This window comes from Paenibacillus hubeiensis, assembly GCF_032334105.1.
Classification (GTDB): domain Bacteria; phylum Bacillota; class Bacilli; order Paenibacillales; family Paenibacillaceae; genus Paenibacillus; species Paenibacillus hubeiensis.
The window spans coordinates 743,454-764,204 of record NZ_JAVYAE020000002.1; the positions used below are offsets into that span (position 1 = coordinate 743,454).

The window sequence follows — 20,751 nt, forward strand, 5'->3', positions numbered from 1 at the left end:
GGTAAGGGACATGGAGAATAAAAAAGATCTTCGTATTCGAAGCAAGGTGATCAGTGAAGGTGCTAACCGGGTACCGAACAGAGCCATGCTGCGTGCAGTTGGTTTTCAGGATGATGATTTTAAAAAGCCAATGATTGGAATAGCGAGTACGTGGAGTGAGGTAACACCTTGTAATATGCACATCAATGATTTAGCGACGCAAGCCAAGATGGGAGCACGCGATCATGGCGGTGCTCCATTAATTTTTAATACGATTACCGTTTCTGATGGGATCTCAATGGGGCATGGAGGGATGTTGTTCTCGCTGCCAAGTAGGGAAGCTATAGCTGATTCGATTGAAATTGTGACTGGAGCGGAGCGTTTTGACGGCATTGTTGCAATCGGTGGTTGTGACAAGAATACGCCTGCATGTTTGATGGCTATTGGACGGATGAACATTCCTTCCGTTTATGTCTATGGAGGAACCATTCAACCTGGTAATCTCGACGGTAAAAAAGTGGATATCGTTTCAGCTTTTGAAGCAGTTGGTCAATATCAAGATGGAAAAATGACAGATGAACAGCTGCATAAGGTCGAATGTAGTGTTTGCCCGGGTCCAGGGGCTTGCGGGGGCATGTATACCGCTAATACGATGGCCGCAGCTGCAGAAGCAATGGGTATGTGTTTGCCTGGTTCTTCTTCGACATCAGCGATCTCAGCGGATAAAGCATTGGAATGCGAAGCAGCCGGTAAGCAGGTCATTTCACTTCTTGAACAGGAAATCTACCCAAGAGACATTATGACGAAGAAAGCATTTGAGAATGCGATCACCGTTGTTATGGCTCTAGGGGGATCAACCAACGCATTTCTCCATCTGCTAGCTATTGCGCACTCCGTAGAAGTGGATTTAACCTTGGATGATTTTGAGCGAATTCGCTTGCGTGTTCCTCATCTGGCAGATCTGAAGCCAAGTGGCCAATATGTGATGCAGGATTTGAATGATATTGGCGGTGTTTCAGGGGTAATGAAGCTATTGCTCGCTGAGGGATTACTTCATGGAGATTGCCTCACGGTAACTGGTAAAACGTTGGCGGAGAATTTAGCGGAAGCTGCTCCACTTCAGAATAATCAAGAGATTATACGACCACTCGATAATCCGCTTAAGCCAGATGGACCACTGGTTGTGCTTCGAGGAAACCTCGCTCCTGAAGGCGCTGTTGCCAAAATGTCAGGCATGAAGATACAGCAGTTTTCCGGCCCGACAAAGGTGTACGATAGCGAAGATGAAGCGACAGAAGCGATCATGAACGATGAAATTCAAGAAGGGGACGTATTGGTCATACGCTATTGTGGTCCGAAGGGTGGACCAGGTATGCCTGAGATGCTTTCCGTTACAGCACTAATTGTAGGAAAAGGTCTCGGTGGGAAAGTTGCTCTCATAACAGATGGTAGATTCTCTGGTGGTTCGCATGGATTTGTAGTCGGCCATGTATCACCTGAAGCACAAGTAGGCGGGCCGATCTCTTTGCTCCAAAATGGAGATATTATTACCATTAACAGTGACATTCAGGAAATTAAGGTTGAGGTGTCAGAAGAAGAGTTAGCCGCTCGAGCGCAAGCGTGGGTACAACCTCCACTGAAAGTAAAATCCGGTGTGCTCGGCAAATATGCCAAATTAGTTTCCTCTGCTTCAAAAGGTGCAGTAACAGATTTGATGGAATAGACAATTTTAAACCTCCGTTAATTTCATCATTTGAAAATTAACGGTTTTTTTTGTAATACATACTTTTGGGGGCTCACTACGGAGACGGGGTTAAAGATTCTACTGGCAACTATTACACAACCAATTATCCTGAACAAATACAGCAAAGAAAGTTATTCAAATGCGGAAACAGAAGCTCTTGCAGATTACGGTATCAGTACGTGGAAGGATTTATTCCCTTTTGAGGAAGAGTACCTGTTAAGAGTGGGGAGCTGCCTATAACATACCGATTCCTTCGGATAGCGGTGATTACAATGTCATTTTCAGAAAACACAGGATATGATCCACAAACGGATTGCCGAAGCAATCACGGCCTCGCCGAGCGCATTTGATGACATCTATGATGGGATGCTTGATGAGATTGATCAGGCGATAGTCGAATCAGTTTTAGAGTTGGAATAAAATATGTTAGAAATACTACTCCCCCTTGATTTAGCGGAACGAAAGTTCCATAAAAGAGAAGTTAAATCCAAAGAAACCACTCCATTTTCAGGAGTGGTTTTTGTATATATTGTGGTCGAACTGTACTTTGTGTTTACATACATTGTCACATCCCACGGAGGGAAGAGGTCTTCGTGAATGGAGGAGACTCCCCGAAGCTGAGAAAGAACAGTGTCAGAAGTGTCGATACTTATAGCGAACATGCTTTTGACGGCACTTTCGCTTTTTCACAATTCTTGGTAATGATGTTTCCCAGCGTTGACCTGTAATAACATAAAGACAACCGATGGGCGTGTTGTTGTGGCGAGAAACTAGAGCGAACTGCCATCCTTTTCACACCAGCTCCGCCATTCATCTGGACCATTCATGACCGTTATGCTCGGAGATTTATTAGTATTCGCGTAGAAATTCGCGTTGCAAGGGGCACGACCAAATTGGTAGTGAGTCTTAAAATAACTGGGCAGACAATCATGAACAACATCGCTGGTAAAACCAATCAATATGCCCAATTCATCTATCGCCGCAACGTTTGTCGTGTCATGGGAAGATGAGCTGCACGGGAATGACGGCGTTCTTAGGAGAATAAACATCTTCCATTTGTTCACGTAACAGCTTTACGGCTGTTCGTGCCATTTCCTGTTCATCCTGCTGCACATAAGCTACGCCTGAAAGATGTGGATTATCGAAAGATAGCAAATCGATATTTGAGTGATCGTTCAGACGACTTATAGCAGCCGATGTAAGACGTGCAGTTTCTTCAGTCAAGGAGAAGACTGCCGAAATTCCACTGTGGTCCTGCAAGAAGTCGCATACATAGTCCAATGCTTGCTCTCCGCGTAGAATGTCGAGAGGGATGTGACACCACAAGCTCTTGTCAATCGAGATGCCTTGATCTGTGTACGCCTGCTCGAAGCCGAGCGTGCGATCCTCGACGGCTGTATTGGCATTTTCAGGTGAGATGAGCGCAATCTGCTGATGACCCTTGGATAGCAAATGGGAGACCGCCTTGTACGCACCGCCGTAATTGTCGGATGTAATGGTGTACGTCTCAATGTTGCGCAGATAACGGTCGATGAACACGCACGGGAATTTATCGAGCGACAGACGCAGTAATGATTCGTTGTACTTCTCATCTTCTGTCGGAAAAACGATCAGGCCCTTCACACCGAGCTCCGTTAGTGTATGAATGACGTTTGATTCGATAGAGGAGGACTCGCGCGTGATGCTTAGTACCATGCTGAGACCGGCTTCTTGCAGGAAGTGTTCCGTGTAGTCAACGAGCTTCTGAATGACACGGGTTCTCATCGTCGGAATGATGAAGCCGATGAGCGGCATGGAGGACGCGCTGCGTGAGTATGGTGGAGAATTGATGCTAGAAACAACAAGACTAGAAGAGACGAATGAGCCTTTGCCTTGTACGCGTATAATTAATCCTTCGTCAGCTAGTAGGGTTAGGGCGTTCCTGACGGTAATTTTACTTACTCTGAATTCGTCCATTAGTTCTTGCTCAGAAGGAATGCGGTCCGTTGGCCGAAGCTGCCCTGATTTAATTTTCTGTATAATATCTTCTCGAATTTGTTTGTAGAGCGCCAGCTTTTTCAAAAAGTTGCATCTCCCCATAAACTTTATGATTTTATAATCAATTGGTTATATAAAGCATATTTCATCTATATTATAATACGGCATGTAAAGCGCTTACAATATGGAATCTGAAAAATTGTTGCGAAGGGGTCTTTTCTTTGAACGGTTAGAATTATGTTAAGGATGGTGGTGCCAAGGTAGATTGAACCCGCTTAAATTAACAGAACTAACTAGTCAGCCGACTTTTCAAATGCATAACAAAAAAAGAGAGGATGACGAACAAATGAAAAAACGCAGTGCTTTAATCTCCATCGTTACACTCCTTATTATGTCACTTGTTTTTACAGCATGTGGTACTCCTTCTGATTCAAAAACGGAAACACAGCAGTTAGGCGCTAATGCCGGTGAGAATGCAACAGAATTATCATTTTGGACATTCGTAGATTTGCACGGCAAGCATTTGGATAAAATGCTGGGGTTATGGAACCAACAGAACCCAGACAAACAGATTAAGTTGAATGTAACGGTTATGCCTTACGATGATATGCACAACAAGCTCTTATTGGCAGTTACAAGCGGAAAAGGTGCTCCTGATATCGCGGATATTGAGCTTGGTCAATTTCCTAAATTCTTGGAAGGTGACAACGTTCCACTGGAATCTTTGAATGATGTATTTGCACCATACAAAGACGTTGTTGTTCCTTCACGTGTCGAGATTTACTCCAAAGCCGACCAGGTTTATGGCTTTGATTATCACGTAGGTGCTACGCTTGCTTTCTACAACACTGAAATTCTCGAACAAGCAGGTGTTGACTACAAGACAATCAAAACCTGGGAAGATTACAAACAAGCAGGTATCAAGGTTTATGAAAAAACTGGCAAGTACTTAGGTACTGCTGATACATCAGCAACGTGGCAAGCTTCGATGCTGCTAGCTCAGCAAAACGCTGATTTTACAGATGAAAATGGTAATCCAAAAGTGAACTCGCCTGAAATGATTAAAGCGTATGAAATGTTAGTCGATCTGCAGAAGAACAATGTTATTCATACGATCCCTGGTGGGCAACCCGACACAGAAGAAGCAAAAGGCGAATACAACAAAGGAAACTACGCAAGCGCATTGATGCCTGAGTGGTACATGTCCCGCTTTGTAAACGAAATGAAGGACCTGAAAGGTAAGTATGCCATTGCTCCATTGCCTGTATTTGAAGAAGGTAATCCTCGTTCCGTTGGCTTAGGCGGTACCGGCACAGTTGTTACTAAGAATGGTAAAGACGTTCAGCTGGCAAAAGAATTTGTAGCCTTTGCTAAGCTTTCGAAAGAAGCTACCACTGAAATCTGGAATACGCTTGGATTTGATCCAATCAACATGGAAGTATGGAAAGATGATGCAGTAACGAAAAACCCTGATAATGAATACGTCCAATACTTTAAAACAAATGCGTTTGATACTTTGAATGAAATCAAAGACGAAATTCAAGCGATCAAATCCGTTAAGGCTTCACCGACGATCGGCAATGTCTTCAATACGGTTACTTTGAATGCGATCTTTGAAGATGGCCAAGACGTGAAGGAAGCGCTGGATGAAGCACAAGCAGCAATTGAACAAGAATTGAAATAAATATAATAAGCAAATGATTTGATTAAACCTGTCGGCAGGCATAGTGGCCGGCAGGTTTAACCATAGTCAAGGGAGATTGAGAATATGATAAAGAAATTTGTATACTCTCAAAAAGCTGCGCCTTATGTTTTTGTTTTGCCATTTATACTCGTATTTTTGATCTTCTGGTTTTATCCGCTTCTAAATTCATTCGTCATGAGCTTTCAAGATAAGATGTTGGGACAGGATCCTAAATGGATTGGTGAAGCGAATTATTCGAAATTGCTTACAGATAAAGTGTTTTTGACGGCTATTAAAAATAGCGTTGTGTACATGTTAGGAACCTTAGTGCTGTTAATTCCCTTTCCCATGTTATTCGCCGTTATGATCAACAGTAAGTTAATGATGGGAAGAGAGTTTTTTAAATCTTCGTTCTTTCTCCCTGCATTGACATCTGTCGCAGTTGCGGGTACCATTTTCCGCCTTACATTCGGTGAAATGGAAGGTTCATTAATGAACAGTTTCCTGGGTCTATTTGGTGTAGAGCCTATTAAATTCTTGAAAGACGGAGAATGGAGCATGGCAGCACTGTTAATCCTCGCATGTTGGAGATGGACAGGTGTTAATATGCTTTACTATCTATCCGGTTTGAAAAGCATTGACAATGAATTTTATGAAGCTGCTTCAATTGACGGAGCATCTGCCTGGCAGAAGTTTAGAACGATCACAATGCCATTATTGAAGCCGACCACGGTATATGTTACGACAATTAGTGTTTATGCAGGTTTAGCCATGTTTACCGAGAGCCTGATGATGTTTAACGGTAATAATTCACCCAAAAATATTGGCTTAACCATTGTCGGATATCTGTATAGACAAGGGATTGAGAAAAATAAGCTGGGTTACGCAGCTGCAGTTGGTATCATTCTGTTAGTCATTGCTATGGTTATCAATTTAACGCAGTTGAAATTTAGTGGAATGTTCAAAAAGGAGGAGGATTAAAGTGGGCAAAAGTCAGACAAGGAATAATTTTATTTCCAGAATAGTAATTATTTGTTTGTTCATTATACTATTCGTTATAATTATGATTCCATTCTTTGCAGTGGCCCTATCTTCCTTTAAACCAGGTGAATCATTAATTAGATATGGTCTTAACCTAAGTTTGGATTTTAGTATTATGAGTTTTGACAATTTCATCTATCTGTTTACTGGAGAACATGATTACTTTGTATGGTTTTGGAACAGTATGACTTTAACAATCGTTCAAGTAGTTCTAACACTTTTTGTAAGCGCATTTGTTGGATATGGTTTTGCAGCATATGATTTTAAAGGTAAGAACTTCCTCTTTATATGTGTTTTGCTCATTATGATGGTGCCTTTCGAAATACTGCTGGTTCCTTTGTACAGCCTAATTAATGATTTGAAAATGGTGAATAGCTATTCAGCAATCATTCTGCCAGGTATAGCCAATGCCGCGACCATATTTTTCTTCAGGCAATATCTAAGAAGCATACCCAAAGAAATTATTCAATCTGGGCGGGTTGATGGCGCAAACGAGTATGCGATTTATTTCAGACTAATTATGCCGATTATGAAGCCATCCTTTGCGGCAATGGCCATTCTGAATGGTATGAATAGCTGGAATAATCTGTTGTGGCCATTTATGGTGCTCGGAGATCAGAGTAAATTTACACTTCCAATCGGTTTGAAAACGTTGTTAACTCCTTATGGCAATAACTATGACCTCTTGATCGTGGGCTCCTTTTTCTCCATCATTCCAATTTTCATCCTGTTTATTGCTTTCCAGAAATATTTCATAGACGGTATGACTGCAGGTGCTGTTAAAGGGTAGTAAATATTATGATGAAACAGGTGATAAGATGGAATTCCAACAAAGAGTGTTAAACGACATTCAACCATTAATCGAGCAGAGAGCAGATCCTTTTATGTACCGACATTCGGACGGTTATTATTACTTCGTAGCATCCGTTCCGGAGTATGATCGGATTGAAATCCGTAGAGCCCAGAACCTTGAGGGGCTTGTTACATCAACTCCTGTAGTGATCTGGAGAAAGCGCGAGACGGGTATCCTTAGTGCCAATATTTGGGCGCCTGAACTGCATTTTATTGATGACAAATGGTACGTGTATTTCGCAGCCGCACACACGACGGAAACGAATGAAGGCTTGTTTGACCATCGGATGTACGTGCTAGAGAATGAAAGTGCCAATCCGCTCGAAGGCAGTTGGACGGAAAGAGGGCAGGTTCGTACCGCGTGGGAAAGCTTCTCCCTCGATGCCACTACCTTTGAGCATAATGGCAGCCGTTATTACGTATGGGCACAAAAGGATCCGAATATCGAAGGTAACTCTAATCTGTATATATCTAAAATGAGCAATCCGTGGACGCTGACTGGACCGCAAACGATGATTTCGATGCCGGAATATGACTGGGAGATCATTGGTTATAAAGTGAACGAAGGCGCGGCATTTCTTCGCAAGGGTAATCGGGTATTCCTCTCTTACTCGGCTAGCGCCACAGATTTCAATTATTGCATGGGCCTGCTTGAAGCCGATGCGGATGCTGATTTGCTCGATGCCGCCTCATGGCGCAAGTCGCAAGCAGCGGTTTTCTCGACAGATGAGAGCATCTCTATGTATGGTCCCGGTCATAATTCCTTCACGGTGTCAGAGACGGGCGAAATGACGCTATTTGTGTTCCACGCAAGAACATACAAGAACATTATAGGAGATCCGCTATACGATCCGAATCGCCATACATTTGTGACAGAGCTTTTGTGGACGGCTGACGGCAGACCCGATTTCCGCGGCTCTGTTGCAGCACTTGCACGTTCTGTACAGTGAACGAGTGTCCCAACAAGGTTGGTTGATGGATTTGAGTTCGTTTATCCAACTCGCCAAAGAGAGACAGTAAGAACATCGAAGGCACCCTACTGGGTGCCTTCGATTTCGCTCTACAGATAATACGCCGAACCGTACCATAAGTAGTGGTAAGTTGCCTTAAAACTTGCCGCTCCAGTTATTCCGGAGAATCATATCATAAATAAGTGATTTCTTGAAAAATATATAAGAAGAGGCCGCTCATTTGAAAGCACTCGTATTTAATAAATTCGGGTGACCGGAAGTACAAGAATATCTTGAAATTTCGGATCCGGTTATCGGGCCTGAAGAAACATGAGTAAGGATGAAAGCAATCGGACTGACCCTGGGGCGTTGGTCATTTGCTTCTCCAAATTTCAAAGCTCTTCGGTCGGTGGTAGGGTCATTGACCTTGCGGCGCTGTCGAGGGGCAAGAACATGGTCCCATTGAAGTCGCTATTATAGCGGCCTTTTTATTTTATCGGTACAAGTTCGTGTCCTGTATTTAGACCCACCGAACCCATGAACTACCGGTTTTCCCAAACTGGAAATGCGCTATGAAGCTTTACCGAAAGTAACCGGTAGGTTGTTGACACGGCGAAGCTACCCGAAAGGGGGGGCAAAGGATTGACAATGAGGTCGTACGCATGCCATAATACCGATTGACCGGTCGGTTAGTTGATTAACATGGAGGTAGCGTTTTGAGCGATTTATCGGAACAAGCCAGAGAAAGCAGAGAGAAAATATTGAGGGCGGCCAAGGAGCTTTTTTCGACGAAAGGCTTTGACGGCACTTCTGTAAGGGAAATTTCAGAAAAATCCAACGTCAAGAAAGCGCTCATTTTTTATTATTTCAAAAATAAAGAAGAGATTTTGCAGAGTCTTCTGGACACGTTCATTCTCGAAATGAAGCAAGAGGCAATCAAGCGGCTGTCCGAGGAACGATACGACATGCAACAACAAGGAAAATTAACATTCCAGCTCGACAAGTTCAAGTATTCCCATTCAGACAACGAAGCGATCGATCGGCATATGGATGCCGCCATCCGTCAGTCCCTGGATTTCTTTTTGAATAGAAAAGCGATATTGCGCATCTTGTTCGACGAGTCGTTGAAAAAAGGAAGCCACAGCTCCATCCTATTCCGAATTACCGATCTGCTCCGCGATCAAGAAGAGGAAGGCATACCGAACACATTGGGGCAACACGGATATCCTTTGCAAATCGACAACAAGTCATTGGTGGAGCGGTTTTTCACAGGGCTTATGCCGATGCTTAGTTTTGTTGTTTATTTCGATGAATGGAAAGCCCACTACAAAATGTCGGATGAAGAATGCAAAGATGCATTCGTCCAAAGCTATAAAACGACTTATGGGAATCATTATCGGTAGGAGCCAATATTTTTTTTAAATTATATTGACCGTACGGTTAGTCAGCGTAATGCATATCCTGCGAGGAGGAAGATTTGTATGAATGCAATCGAGGTTAATAACTTGACCAAACGATACGGCGCTGCCCGAGGAATTGAAGATGTAAGCTTCGACGTGAAGGAAGGCGAAATTTTCGGTTTTATCGGACCGAACGGAGCCGGAAAATCGACCACGATTCGAACGTTATTGTCGCTCATCTATCCTACAAGCGGGAGAGCAGAAATTTTCGGAAGAGACTTCATCAAGCAAAGCGTGGAAATCAAAAAGGAAATCGGATACTTGCCCTCGGAAGTTTTTTATTACGACAAGATGAAAGTCATCGATCTTTTGAAGTATTCGGCCAGCTTTTACAAGAAGGACTGCGGCAAACGGATGATGGAGCTGGCAGAAATCATGGACCTCGATCTGAATAGGAAAATCGATGATCTGTCTTACGGGAACCGCAAGAAAGTAGGCATCGTACAGGGGCTGCAGCACCAACCGAAGCTTATCATCCTCGACGAGCCGACCGGAGGCTTGGATCCGCTGATGCAGCAACGATTTTTCGATCTTCTTGCGGAGGAAAACCGAAAAGGGACGACGATTTTGTTTTCTTCGCATATTCTAAGCGAGGTTCAAAAAATGTGCGACCGCGTTGCCATTATCAAGGAAGGGAAAATCATCAGCCTCGAAAAGATAAGCACGCTGCGGGCAAACAGCTATAAAAGAATTCAAGCCGAACTATCGGACCAAGCCGATCCGAAGCTTTTCTCGATAGACGGCGTAAGCAATGCGGTAGCGCAGGGGAAACAGCTCAGCTTCCTTTACAAGGGGGATATCAATTCGCTTCTTCGCAAGCTTTCGGAAGTTCCGCTATCGAATCTTCTGATCGAAGAGCCTAATCTTGACGAAATTTTCATGCATTACTACGGGAAGGAAAGTGAGAAGCGGTGAATATGTTTGCGCGCGAATTGAAAGCGAACACCCGATTTACGATTTTATGGACCTTCGCCTTATCGGCCTGGATTGTTCTGATTTCCATGTTCTACCCGGCGTTTTCCGAGAATGCCGCCATCATAGAGAAAGCTTTGGAAAGTTATCCGGAAGCGGTTCGAAGCTTGTTGGGGCTTTCCCAGGATAGCTTGTCTAGCTATATGGGGTTTTATACGTTCGTATTTAAGGGCGTGGTCGAGCTGGGAGCGGTGCAGGCGATGATCTTGGGCGCTACCGTTTTGTTTAAGGAAAGAAGCGGAAAAACGGCGGATTTTCTGTTTACCAAGCCGGTTTCCCGCAAGCAGATCATGACGTCAAAGCTCGGCGCGGCAACGGTTTGTCTGACTTTCACTACGTTCGTCTGCTTTGCGGTTACGATCATGACGGCCATCATTATTTCCGGAGACGCCGTCAACATGATAATTTTTTTTATGATCGACATGTCTTTATGGTTCGTCCAGTTGATCTTTATGTCCTTGGGCTTGCTAATTGCGGTCGTATTCCCCAACATGAAATCAGCGACAGGGATCGCTGTAGGCAGTTTGCTGTTAAGCGTAATCGTATATAACGCACTCAAGCCCGTCATGGGCGGCTATAACGTAAGATACTTGATTCCGTTCCACTATTTCGACAGCGAATGGATCGTTCGTTACGGATCGTACGAAGCGCCTTTTGTGCTGACCGCCATATTGCTGATCGCGGCAAGCGTTGCCGCCGGCTATGCCGTTTACGATAAGAAAGACATTCATGCTGCTTGAGGAGGAATCATTACATGAATATGTATCTGAGAGAAATGAAAGCCTATCGAAAATCGCTCATCATTTGGTGCATCGGCGTGTTTTATATCGTTGCGGCCAGCATGTGGAAATTTGGCACGGAATATAGCGGGAACCAGTCCCTCAACGAGCTTGTAACCCAGCTTCCAGCGGCAGTGAAGGTGCTGCTCGGGTTGCGGGGCGCTTTCGACCTGTCGACCGCCGCTGGATATTACGGTTTATGCTACTACTATCTAGTCGTGATGGCAACGATTCATGCCGCGATGATTGGAGCTGGCGTAATCGCTAAAGAAGAGAGCGACAAAACGACGGAATTTCTGATCGTCAAGCCGGTTTCCAGAAGCCGGATCTTAACGGCGAAGCTGTCGGCCGGCTTTTCCAATGTTTTGGCGTTAAATATCATGACGGGCATTTCATCGATTCTCATGGTCGGATATTTTAACGATGGGGAGACTTTTGCCAGAGAAATTATGAACCTTATGGCGGGCATGCTCATGCTACAGTCGATCTTTATGGTGACGGGTGCGGGCATAGCGGCGATGGGCAGAAACCCCAAATCCGCTTCTCCACTGACCATTGTCGCATTATTGATTTCGTTGATGATGGCCAAGATGATCGACATGAATCCCAATTTGGATGGGTTGAAATATTTCACTCCCATTAAATATTTCGAAGCGGAGCAGTTGCTTTTTCAAGGCGGGTTCAGCTCGATTTTCGTGCTGCTGTCCACAATAATCGTCGCTTTGTTGCTCAGAATGACATATGTTTCGTACAGAAAGAGAGATTTGAAGGTGTAGCGGAAGCGGGTTAGGAATCTGCCGGGCGAGCTCGAACAAGGAATAGCACGTCCGTTGCTGCCGATCGTTTAATTAACATCATCGTTAAACAAACGAAGAATGATTGGTCAATTTGGCTACTATTGGATGCAAAAGGGAGACAGCGCACCTAAGGTACAGGATAGGAACAGCTTCAGCAGGTTGTTCAGGCACTGAAAGAATGGATGAAATTTCAATACAAAAATAAAAAAGGACCGTAAGTGTTCATCTTCCATCGATGAATGCTTTCGGTCCTTTTATGTTTATCTTGTACCTTTATGCCCTGGCAGCATCTTTATAAAAATATCTAATGAACGACGGTATCGGTTTCCGCCTCTCTTTGTTAACGGTTCCGCCGCGTGCCAGAGCGAAGAAGATGAGCAGGGCAAAAATTGAGCCAACGTTGGCTGGAATTATTCGGGTTTATTACAAGTTATGTTGGGCTCAGTGGAATAAACCTCATCTTCCAGTTGGTGGAGGAATCTAAAGTGTCTGTGCTAAGATGAGGGTAAATTATGATTCAAGCTGGGGAACAAGGCTAAAAGGGGTGCACATTGAAGAAAATACTTGTCATTGACGATGAAGTCGCAATCAGAGATTTAATTGAGCTCGTACTGAGAAGAGAAAACTACGTCGTTCAAACGGCTGAGGACGGTAAAATAGCCCTGCAGCTGCTGGATGATTTTGGGCCGGACCTGGTGGTGCTTGACTTGATGCTGCCTGACTGCTCCGGATATGACCTGTGCAAGGAAATCACCGGGAAACGTGCCGTTCCTGTGATCATGCTCTCTGCCAAAAATGAGGTAATCGACAAGGTGCTCGGACTAGAGCTAGGGGCGGAAGATTATATGACCAAACCCTTTGACAATCGTGAATTGCTTGCTCGAATCAAGGTGATTCTGAGAAGAAACGAGAGCAAGGAGGAATCAAGTGAAGGAGCAGAAGTGAAATCTACACGCATCATTCATGAAGATCTGACATTTGATCTGGAAAGCCGAAGGGTGCTGAAAAACGGTGTACCCGTGTCTTTAACGGCCAAAGAGTTTAAAATTCTGGAAACGTTACTCCAAAGGCCAGAGAAAATCTTTACCCGGGATGAGCTGCTGCAGATCGGATGGGGATATGACTTTATGGGAGACAGTCGCAGTGTGGATATGACCATCATGCGATTACGGAAGAAGCTGGAGGATAATGCGGACGAACCGAAGTATGTCAGGACGATCTATGGATTTGGCTATCAACTTGGAGGTGGCGAGGGCTGAAGTATGCAACCCGGTTACTGCTGAATTATTTATTTTTCTCCGTGCTGTCCTTTGGCATCATTATTTTTGCGGTGAATAAAGCCATCGATTATTACAGCTTCATTACCATTGAAAAACAGATGATGGAGAAGGCGGATCTGTCCGAGTTGTCCTTCCGTGAGGTGTTGAATCAGCATAGATCATCGACAGGAGAGCCGCAGACAAAAGAAATTGTCAGACTTGCTCTGGAGAAGCTGAAAGCTTCAGGCAGGGAAGTACGTATCTATGATAGCTCCAAGCAGCTGCTGGGTTTGGCTGTGGATGGCATCATCATTAATGATGGAAAACCTCTTATTTTTGAAAAGAATATTGAGAAAGCGCTGAACGGCAGTTATGCCTACACCGTAACGGAAGATCATTTGCTTTATTTTGCGACACCCATTCAGAATCAATATTACGAAAACGCTTATGTGTATGAGTTCGTGGAGGACATTTCGTACTTTTATGCAATCATGGATCAAATCCGTTATGTCCTGTTTGCGGGTGCAGGCGGATTTATTGTACTGATTACGTTATCCAGTCTGTGGATTGCCCGCAGCACAACCAAGCCGATTAAACTGCTGCTTGGCGCAGTGCAAAGTTTCTCTAGACAAGAGTTTCGAAGAGTTCATCTTAACCGGAAGGACGAGCTGGGCATGCTGGCAGATGGGCTGGATTCCATGGGGCGGCAGCTTCATGATTACATTCAGTACCAGAAACAATTTGTCTCCAACGTATCTCACGAGTTAAAAACACCCTTGGCAGCCATTCGTGGTTTCTCTCAATACTTGTTTGAAGAAGAGAATGAGAACAAGGAACTGCAAAAAATCTATGGTCATCTGCTGCAGGAATCGGATCGGTTGACACGATTGATTAATGAACTGTTGCTGCTATCCCGCTTTGACAAGGCTGGTTCTAACGAACTGGAAGCTCGGAAAACGGAAATGAACGAACTGATTCAGCAAGTGGCAATGAATATGGAAGCGAAGGCTAAGGATAAAGGGATCAAGATTATGTTCAGGGAGGCGGAAGCGGAACCGGAGGATAAGCTTCTGACGAGAGTCCACGCCAACGTGAATCCAATGCTGATGTCCCATGCGATCGCCAACCTTGTGGACAATGCCATCAAATATTCAAGCAGTCCATCGCTAATCGAATTGAAGCTTACACATACGCCAAGCGAGGTAGTTATACGGATACGTGATCAAGGAATCGGTATCGCGGGCGATGAGCTGGAGAGAGTGCAGGAACGCTTTTACCGGGCGAAAAATGCAAGTACAGCGAACGGTTCAGGTCTTGGACTTTCGATTTGCAAAGAGATTGTAGAGCGGTTTAATGGATATATCGACATGGAAAGTCAAATCGGGGAAGGAACGACCGTTACGATTGTGTTACCCCGTGCGTAAACATGCGCGTAAATAGTTAACGTTACAAGAGTGATACAATTCTGTTATGAGACTAACAAATGCTTTTTTTATAATCACTTCATAAAGAAGAAATCACACATTTATGGAGGGATCATGATGAAATGGATCAACAAAGCTACAGCTGTTATCCTGCTGAGTATTTTACTAACGATGGCACTGACGGGCTGTCAGTCCAATGGTGCCAAGTCTCCAGAAGCGGCGCAGAACTCGGCTGAAAAAAACACGCCCGACGAACATGCCAAAGACGAAGGGGCATCAAATTCCACTGCGCCTGCTTCAGAAAATTCGGAAGGACAGAGTGCTGAAGCTATTAAGGAAGGTTCGATGGAGAAGGAAGGCAATGTGGTGCTGAAGGAGCTTGCTTTTGTCTATAATGAGCACACCATTGCGATTTCGGATACAGCGAATGAAGATCAGATGGAACAGATGCTGGGCAAACCGGATAACCTGAAATCTCATACGTACAGTGCCGACGATGGAACAAACATGGATACGTTAATCGGTTTTACAGAAAAGGTTTATACGTATCCTGGTCTGGAGATTAAAACAATTAGTATACCGGAGGGGAAGCAAGACTCCATCTTTCATATCGAAATTACAGATCCTAAGTACGCGACAGTGCGAAACATTAAAGCAGGAGATAGCCTGGATACACTCAAAAATGCCTACCCTGAGGGGAAACTGCTTGGTGATGGAGCCCCTGATGAGGAGGATGACTTCCGTTACGAGCCATCCAATTATGTGGATGTGATGACGTTTCATATCAAGGATGCCAAGGTGGAGAGCATTCAGATCTACAGCCTTCTGGACTAATATTTAGTGATCGATGTTGATACCTGCCGGGAGAGGGGCAGGTATTTTCTCGTTTGGTATCGAGCTGTTGCCATACACAACTTTTTTCCAAGTGATGCACATAATGTCTTTCAAAAAAACAGTCGAGACATATGTGAAAAATTGAATTTTTGAAGCCGTTAATTTTGGAAGGGGACTTTTGCTTGTGAAAAGCAAAAGTCTCTTCCGCCTGTTGGGGAATGGGAACGGAAGTACACCTTACTTAATTATTGAAACATGATATAGGGAAATACATATTGGGATTTATTTAAATTTTATCATTACAGAAAGTCTTGTGTTGTGTCATTTTAAAGGTGAAGGTTAGTAGTCAACTGTCGCTTTAAATTTGTCTCTTGGGCGACATCATGTGCCTAAACATAAGTCCCAGCTTCAAGAGCAGCAGATGATCGGTATTCTTCAAATCCAGATTCAGCAGCCCCGAAATTTTCTCCAGCCTGTACAGCACTGTGTTGCGATGGATATATAGCTCACGTGCCGTTTCATTCACTTGGCCGTTGTTGGCGAAATAGGCTTCAAGTGTGTGCATCATCTCGCTGGTGTATTCCTCTTCTTTGTTCAGCAGTGGACGGAATAAATAAGAGCAATACCTGACCATAACCTCCTGTGGAATATGCTTGAAGAGATAAATAAACTCCAGGTCAGCAAACATGACAACCGGTTCGCTTAAACCAAGCTCTGTACTGATTCTCTCAGCCTCCCCGCACTCCCGGAAGCCGTCGATGAACTCCTCCATGCCCGTTCTCACTTTACTGATAAAACATGTCCTTGTTCCGTGGTCCCATGCATGCATCAAATCCGCATACAAACGTACCGAATTCTCATACTTCCTTCGATCCTTGGCCTCTTCTTCTAGAAGGGGGAAGAGTGAATATATGCGGTTCATCACATAAAAATGATGGGATTCCAAGGAGGACGTTTTGGGATGATCCTGAAGCTTATTCTGAATCTCCCTCAGTTTGCGCCTCTGACTTTCATGGTCCCAAGCATCCGCTCTTGTGGAAGATACCATGCATACGTAGGGCATGCTCCAAAATGTGCTTCCCAATGCTTCGGCAAATTCGAGCACCGTTTTCAGAGAGGCGTTCCCCTTTAAGTAACGTTCCATGGCCGTGCCAAGACGACTGCCTGCCGCAGTAGCCTCCTGATTCTGGATGACCTCCAGATGATAGGAAAGAATAACGGCAGCTTGGTGAAAAATTCCCTCCATTTCATGTGCTTCCAGCAGATTTTCAGTTTGTATCAGCAAGTAACCGTATGACTTTCCGCTTTTCAGCAGGGGGACACGATACAACAGGTTGCTCGCCGACTTGTAAAACCGATTGGCCTGATTCCAGGGCCAATCGCTCAACAGCTCCATATTGGAACAGCGCGTCATATTATACAAGGTCTGTCCTTCAGAGGTAACGATGGCTAAAGGAACCCCTAAAATGCTTGTGATACTTTGAAAATAATTGGTGTACTCATCCGCCTGCATTGCAAAATCCACCAGCTTCTTCTGCGTTTCAAGCAATTCATTCAGCCGGCGGGTATCACGTTGGAACTCGGATTGGTAGAGAGCAGTGATCTGCTCGGAGAAGGTGAATTGAAAAGGCAGCTCAATTAGGGGCAAACCCAGCCGATCGGCTTCCAGCAGGGCTATCTCTGGTATTTCCGCCCAGTATCGACCAAGCTTGATGCCAAGCCCGGAGGCCCCACGTTCATTGAGCTTTTGCAGCAAATTAACAAATTCCTCGGGTGAATCCCTAATCGCATAAGCTGTAGTCAACAAGAGTTCCCCTTCTTTCATCCAGTTGATCACATCCGGCGCATCCATCAAGTTTATGGAGCTGATCGTTCGGGAAATTCCTTTTTTACCGGCTGCCAACTTCCCTTCCGATAACGGGTACACCGCCAAGGCATCTTCTATAGTTAAATGCATGTTAATCCATCCTCCTAAACGATACATATCTGAATCAGGTGCCGGACACGACGTCACTTTTTAAGCAATTATATAGGGTCTTGTCGAATTCCCGCAATCCTTTTTGTTATATATATGTTATGTAAGTTTACTTAAAATATAGAATATTCTGTTTTTGAACCAACGTAAAGCGTATACCGTTAGATAAAAAACCAAAATTGTGTCAGGAATATTTACACTCTTATTTTTTGGCTATATGATAGGACACAACTTCAAGGAGAAGAGGGGATTCAGATGCAGCTCACCCAAAATCAACAGGCAGCGGCCCAAAAGGACAGCCGTTCCATGCTTGTTATCGATGATGTCGGCAAAATCTACCCCAATGGCACTGTAGCTGTGCAGCATGCGAATCTGCATGTGGGGGAAGGAGAATTTCTATGTTTTGTCGGTCCTTCCGGTTGCGGGAAATCTACCATTTTTAATATGATTGCCGGTTTGACGGAACCGACCTCCGGTCATCTGACCGTGCTGGGTACTTCCCCAAAGGAAGCACGTAAACAGAATGAAATTGCCTTTGTATTTCAGGAGCATACCCTGCTCCCGTGGTCCAAGCTGATTGATAATGTCACCATGCCTCTTACTTTGCGTGGCGTATCCAAAAAGGAGCGAATTACCGAAGGGGAGCGGGTTCTAGAGCTGGTAGGCCTGAAGGATTATATGAAGGTGCTGCCCCGTGAGTTGTCAGGCGGAATGAAGATGAGAGTATCTATTGCACGAGCGTTAATATCCCGTCCCAAGTTGCTCTTAATGGACGAACCGTTTGGCGCCCTTGATGAAATTACCAGGCAGACGCTGCAGGATGAACTGCTAAATATTTGGGAACAGGACAAGAAGATGTCGGTTCTGTTCATTACGCATAACGTGTTCGAAAGTGTGTTCCTATCGACGAAAGTCGTAGTGATGACGCCTCGTCCCGGTAAAATTTCGGATTTTATCGATATTCCGTTTGCTTATCCGAGAGATGACGAATTCCGGACCCGGCCTGAATTCGGCGAATATGTACGCAGCGTGTCCAATGTACTGAAACATTGATAGCCAGAAATGAGAGGAGAGGGAAGCAACATGGAAGAGATGGTAGCTAATCCAGCCGTTGAAACGACACCAGGTATCCGAGCTTCCGGGAAGGACAATGCCCGCAGCCATCATCCGGCAGAAGAGAGTCCAGTCATTGGACTGCTGAAAAAAATTCTGCCGCCAATCGTCGTGTTTGTCCTGTTTATCGGCGGATGGGAATTAATCGTGCGGATCCTCGGAATGCCCCCCTATATCTTGCCCAAGCCATCCGATATTGCCGCGGCCGCTGCTGAGAACAGCGTGAATCTGATTACGTCGGTAAGCACAACCATTGTGGAGGCGTTGATCGGTTTTACGATCAGTGTCGTGCTCGGTATTTCATTGGCCATTCTGCTGGCCCTGTCCAAAACAGTGGAAAAAAGCGTATATCCTTACGCTATTATCCTACAGACTATTCCGGTCGTTGCGGTAGCGCCAATCATAGTGATCTGGTTCGGAGCGGGAATAAATGCCATTGTGATCATTTCATTCTTAATCAGCTTTTTCCCGATTTTATCGAATACGCTGATCGGATTGAACTCAACGGATCAGAACATGAAGAATTTATTCTATTTGTATAATGCAAGCAAGCTGCAAACCATTTGGAGGCTTAGATTTCCAGCGGCACTCCCGTACATTATGGCAGGGCTGAAAATTTCATGCTCCAGTTCGGTTGTCGGAGCGATCGTGGGTGAATACATTGCAGGCATTGGTGGCGGACAAGGCGGACTCGGTTACGGGATTACCGTTGCGGCAACCCGCCTGCAAACTCCTTACCTGTTCGCCTGCGGTTTAGCGGCATCCGCCCTGGGAATCGCATTTTTCCTGATCATCAACATGGTGTCGAACAAACTTTTGAAGTCCTGGCATGAATCAGCAATGAAATGATACCAGAACCGGGGGAGAGATCCAACATGTCCAAACATCATATGAACTTTCGTTACAAGAAATGGCTGCTTTCGGCTGCATCTTTGATCCTACTGCTTCTAAGCGCATGCTCCAATTCCTCCGCTCTAGAATCCGCCGCCCCGGCGGGAGGGGAAGCCGGAACAGATTTGAAGCAGGTGAAACTGATCGAGGGCTGGTACGCCAAAGGGGAAGATGGAGGCTATTTTGCGGCATTGCAGCAGAACTTTTATAAGGACAAAGGGATCGACATGACGATTCAGCCAGGAGGGCCCGAGGTGTCAACCATGCAGCTAGTCGCTGCAGGCAAAGCTGAATTCGGTATCTCTTATGCGGATGAAATTCTGAAGGCGCGGGAACAGGGAATCCCTGTTGTCGGTATCCTTGCCGGTTTTCAAAGCACACCGCAGGTTCTGATGTACCACAAGGGGGAGAACATTAAGGATTTCACAGACCTGAACGGCAAAACCGTATACATCGGTACAGCGGTGCCTTACTGGGAATATATCAAGAGCCAATACAATCTGACAGATGTAAAAGAAATGAAGTATAACGGGCAGCTTGTCAATTTTATCAATGACCCCAGTTCGCTCAATCAGGGTTACATCACGAATGAGCCTTACGCACTTTCTCAGCAGGGGGTTGAGGTGGACTATCTGAAAATCGCCGATTCCGGTTACGCGAACTATGCAGACGTTCTTTTTACGACGGAAGATTACCTTAAAGAGCACCCTGATGTTGTTGAAGCTGTGGTGCAGGCAAGTCAGAAAGGTTGGAGCTATTATCTAGACAACTATGAAAAGGTAAACCCGTTTATTCAAACCTATAATCCCGATATGACGGTAGAAGCAATGAATTATGAAGCAGTGCAGGAAAAACCCTTTATTCTTAACAAAGAATCTGAGGCAAATGGGATTGGTTACATGACACAGGAACGCTGGAGCACCCTGCAGGATCAGATGATCAAGGGCGGAGGATTAACGAAGGCGCTAGATGTTACCCAGGCGTTTACAACGGAGTATCTGATGAAGCCATAAACCTGAA

Annotated in this window: 17 protein-coding genes; 15 read left to right on the plus strand and 2 right to left on the minus strand. The window is 44.8% G+C overall.

What is annotated here, in order from left to right; translation table 11 throughout:
* Window positions 1–10: 10 nt before the first annotated feature.
* Window positions 11–1,702, plus strand: coding sequence for a dihydroxy-acid dehydratase (gene ilvD / locus RSX24_RS09815; protein WP_339272240.1), 1,692 nt, complete (start codon window positions 11–13; stop codon window positions 1,700–1,702).
* 1,017 nt (window positions 1,703–2,719) lie between these two features.
* Here the strand turns inward: ilvD and RSX24_RS09825 are convergent.
* Window positions 2,720–3,784 (minus strand): GntR family transcriptional regulator, encoded by a 1,065-nt coding sequence (locus tag RSX24_RS09825; protein ID WP_236412828.1) that lies wholly within the window; start codon window positions 3,782–3,784, stop codon window positions 2,720–2,722.
* 262 nt (window positions 3,785–4,046) lie between these two features.
* On the opposite strand from RSX24_RS09825, the gene RSX24_RS09830 reads away from it, so the two are divergent.
* The 11 genes from RSX24_RS09830 (at window position 4,047) to RSX24_RS09880 (ending at window position 15,752) form a co-directional block, all read left to right on the plus strand.
* A complete protein-coding gene (locus RSX24_RS09830) occupies window positions 4,047–5,384 on the plus strand; it encodes an ABC transporter substrate-binding protein (protein ID WP_343260441.1) in 1,338 nt (445 codons plus the stop codon).
* 84 nt (window positions 5,385–5,468) lie between these two features.
* Window positions 5,469–6,365 carry a carbohydrate ABC transporter permease gene (locus tag RSX24_RS09835; protein WP_343260442.1) on the plus strand — a complete coding sequence of 299 codons (897 nt, stop codon included), beginning with the start codon at window positions 5,469–5,471 and terminating at the stop codon, window positions 6,363–6,365.
* 31 nt (window positions 6,366–6,396) lie between these two features.
* Complete coding sequence (locus RSX24_RS09840) at window positions 6,397–7,215, plus strand: carbohydrate ABC transporter permease (protein WP_438286799.1); 819 nt, start codon at window positions 6,397–6,399, stop codon at window positions 7,213–7,215.
* A gap of 28 nt (window positions 7,216–7,243) precedes the next feature.
* A complete protein-coding gene (locus RSX24_RS09845; protein WP_343260444.1) occupies window positions 7,244–8,227 on the plus strand; it encodes a glycoside hydrolase family 43 protein in 984 nt (327 codons plus the stop codon).
* A 716-nt stretch (window positions 8,228–8,943) separates the two neighbouring features.
* A complete protein-coding gene (locus tag RSX24_RS09850) occupies window positions 8,944–9,630 on the plus strand; it encodes a TetR/AcrR family transcriptional regulator (RefSeq protein ID WP_236412832.1) in 687 nt (228 codons plus the stop codon).
* A 78-nt stretch (window positions 9,631–9,708) separates the two neighbouring features.
* Window positions 9,709–10,602: an ABC transporter ATP-binding protein gene (locus RSX24_RS09855; RefSeq protein ID WP_343260445.1), complete on the plus strand. Its 894-nt coding sequence runs from the start codon at window positions 9,709–9,711 to the stop codon at window positions 10,600–10,602.
* 2 nt (window positions 10,603–10,604) lie between these two features.
* On the plus strand, window positions 10,605–11,399 hold the full coding sequence (locus RSX24_RS09860; RefSeq protein ID WP_343260512.1) for an ABC transporter permease subunit: 795 nt from the start codon (window positions 10,605–10,607) through the stop codon (window positions 11,397–11,399).
* Window positions 11,400–11,413: 14 nt separating this feature from the next.
* Window positions 11,414–12,214: an ABC transporter permease subunit gene (locus RSX24_RS09865; RefSeq protein WP_343260446.1), complete on the plus strand. Its 801-nt coding sequence runs from the start codon at window positions 11,414–11,416 to the stop codon at window positions 12,212–12,214.
* Between the two features lie 572 nt (window positions 12,215–12,786).
* Complete coding sequence (locus RSX24_RS09870) at window positions 12,787–13,494, plus strand: response regulator transcription factor (protein WP_343260447.1); 708 nt, start codon at window positions 12,787–12,789, stop codon at window positions 13,492–13,494.
* A 71-nt stretch (window positions 13,495–13,565) separates the two neighbouring features.
* Entirely contained in the window at window positions 13,566–14,918 is a 1,353-nt protein-coding gene (locus tag RSX24_RS09875; protein ID WP_343260448.1) for a sensor histidine kinase, read from the plus strand.
* Window positions 14,919–15,032: 114 nt separating this feature from the next.
* Window positions 15,033–15,752: a hypothetical protein gene (locus tag RSX24_RS09880; RefSeq protein WP_343260449.1), complete on the plus strand. Its 720-nt coding sequence runs from the start codon at window positions 15,033–15,035 to the stop codon at window positions 15,750–15,752.
* A 358-nt stretch (window positions 15,753–16,110) separates the two neighbouring features.
* Here RSX24_RS09880 and RSX24_RS09885 read toward each other — a convergent pair whose 3' ends face one another.
* Window positions 16,111–17,709, minus strand: coding sequence for a PucR family transcriptional regulator (locus RSX24_RS09885; RefSeq protein WP_343260450.1), 1,599 nt, complete (start codon window positions 17,707–17,709; stop codon window positions 16,111–16,113).
* A gap of 273 nt (window positions 17,710–17,982) precedes the next feature.
* Between RSX24_RS09885 and RSX24_RS09890 the strand changes: the two genes are divergently transcribed.
* From RSX24_RS09890 to RSX24_RS09900, 3 genes are read left to right on the plus strand one after another with little or no spacing between them, the layout of a single operon-like run.
* The gene (locus tag RSX24_RS09890; RefSeq protein ID WP_343260451.1) at window positions 17,983–18,780 is read left to right on the plus strand and encodes an ABC transporter ATP-binding protein; all 798 of its coding nucleotides are present in this window, start codon (window positions 17,983–17,985) and stop codon (window positions 18,778–18,780) included.
* Window positions 18,781–18,810: 30 nt separating this feature from the next.
* The gene (locus RSX24_RS09895) at window positions 18,811–19,689 is read left to right on the plus strand and encodes an ABC transporter permease (protein WP_343260452.1); all 879 of its coding nucleotides are present in this window, start codon (window positions 18,811–18,813) and stop codon (window positions 19,687–19,689) included.
* A 26-nt stretch (window positions 19,690–19,715) separates the two neighbouring features.
* Entirely contained in the window at window positions 19,716–20,744 is a 1,029-nt protein-coding gene (locus tag RSX24_RS09900) for an ABC transporter substrate-binding protein (protein ID WP_343260453.1), read from the plus strand.
* The last annotated feature ends 7 nt before the right edge of the window (window positions 20,745–20,751 follow it).

Bases quoted from the DNA above. Each gene is read 5' to 3' on its own strand.
- RSX24_RS09900 (WP_343260453.1), top strand. From the start codon at position 19,716: ATGTCCAAACATCATATGAACTTTCGTTACAAGAAATGGCTGCTTTCG.
- RSX24_RS09890 (WP_343260451.1), top strand. From the start codon at position 17,983: ATGCAGCTCACCCAAAATCAACAGGCAGCGGCCCAAAAGGACAGCCGT.
- RSX24_RS09865 (WP_343260446.1), top strand. From the start codon at position 11,414: ATGAATATGTATCTGAGAGAAATGAAAGCCTATCGAAAATCGCTCATC.
- RSX24_RS09830 (WP_343260441.1), top strand. From the start codon at position 4,047: ATGAAAAAACGCAGTGCTTTAATCTCCATCGTTACACTCCTTATTATG.
- ilvD (WP_339272240.1), top strand. From the start codon at position 11: ATGGAGAATAAAAAAGATCTTCGTATTCGAAGCAAGGTGATCAGTGAA.
- RSX24_RS09845 (WP_343260444.1), top strand. From the start codon at position 7,244: ATGGAATTCCAACAAAGAGTGTTAAACGACATTCAACCATTAATCGAG.
- RSX24_RS09860 (WP_343260512.1), top strand. From the start codon at position 10,605: ATGTTTGCGCGCGAATTGAAAGCGAACACCCGATTTACGATTTTATGG.
- RSX24_RS09855 (WP_343260445.1), top strand. From the start codon at position 9,709: ATGAATGCAATCGAGGTTAATAACTTGACCAAACGATACGGCGCTGCC.
- RSX24_RS09895 (WP_343260452.1), top strand. From the start codon at position 18,811: ATGGAAGAGATGGTAGCTAATCCAGCCGTTGAAACGACACCAGGTATC.
- RSX24_RS09835 (WP_343260442.1), top strand. From the start codon at position 5,469: ATGATAAAGAAATTTGTATACTCTCAAAAAGCTGCGCCTTATGTTTTT.
- RSX24_RS09880 (WP_343260449.1), top strand. From the start codon at position 15,033: ATGATGAAATGGATCAACAAAGCTACAGCTGTTATCCTGCTGAGTATT.
- RSX24_RS09885 (WP_343260450.1), bottom strand. From the start codon at position 17,709: ATGCATTTAACTATAGAAGATGCCTTGGCGGTGTACCCGTTATCGGAA.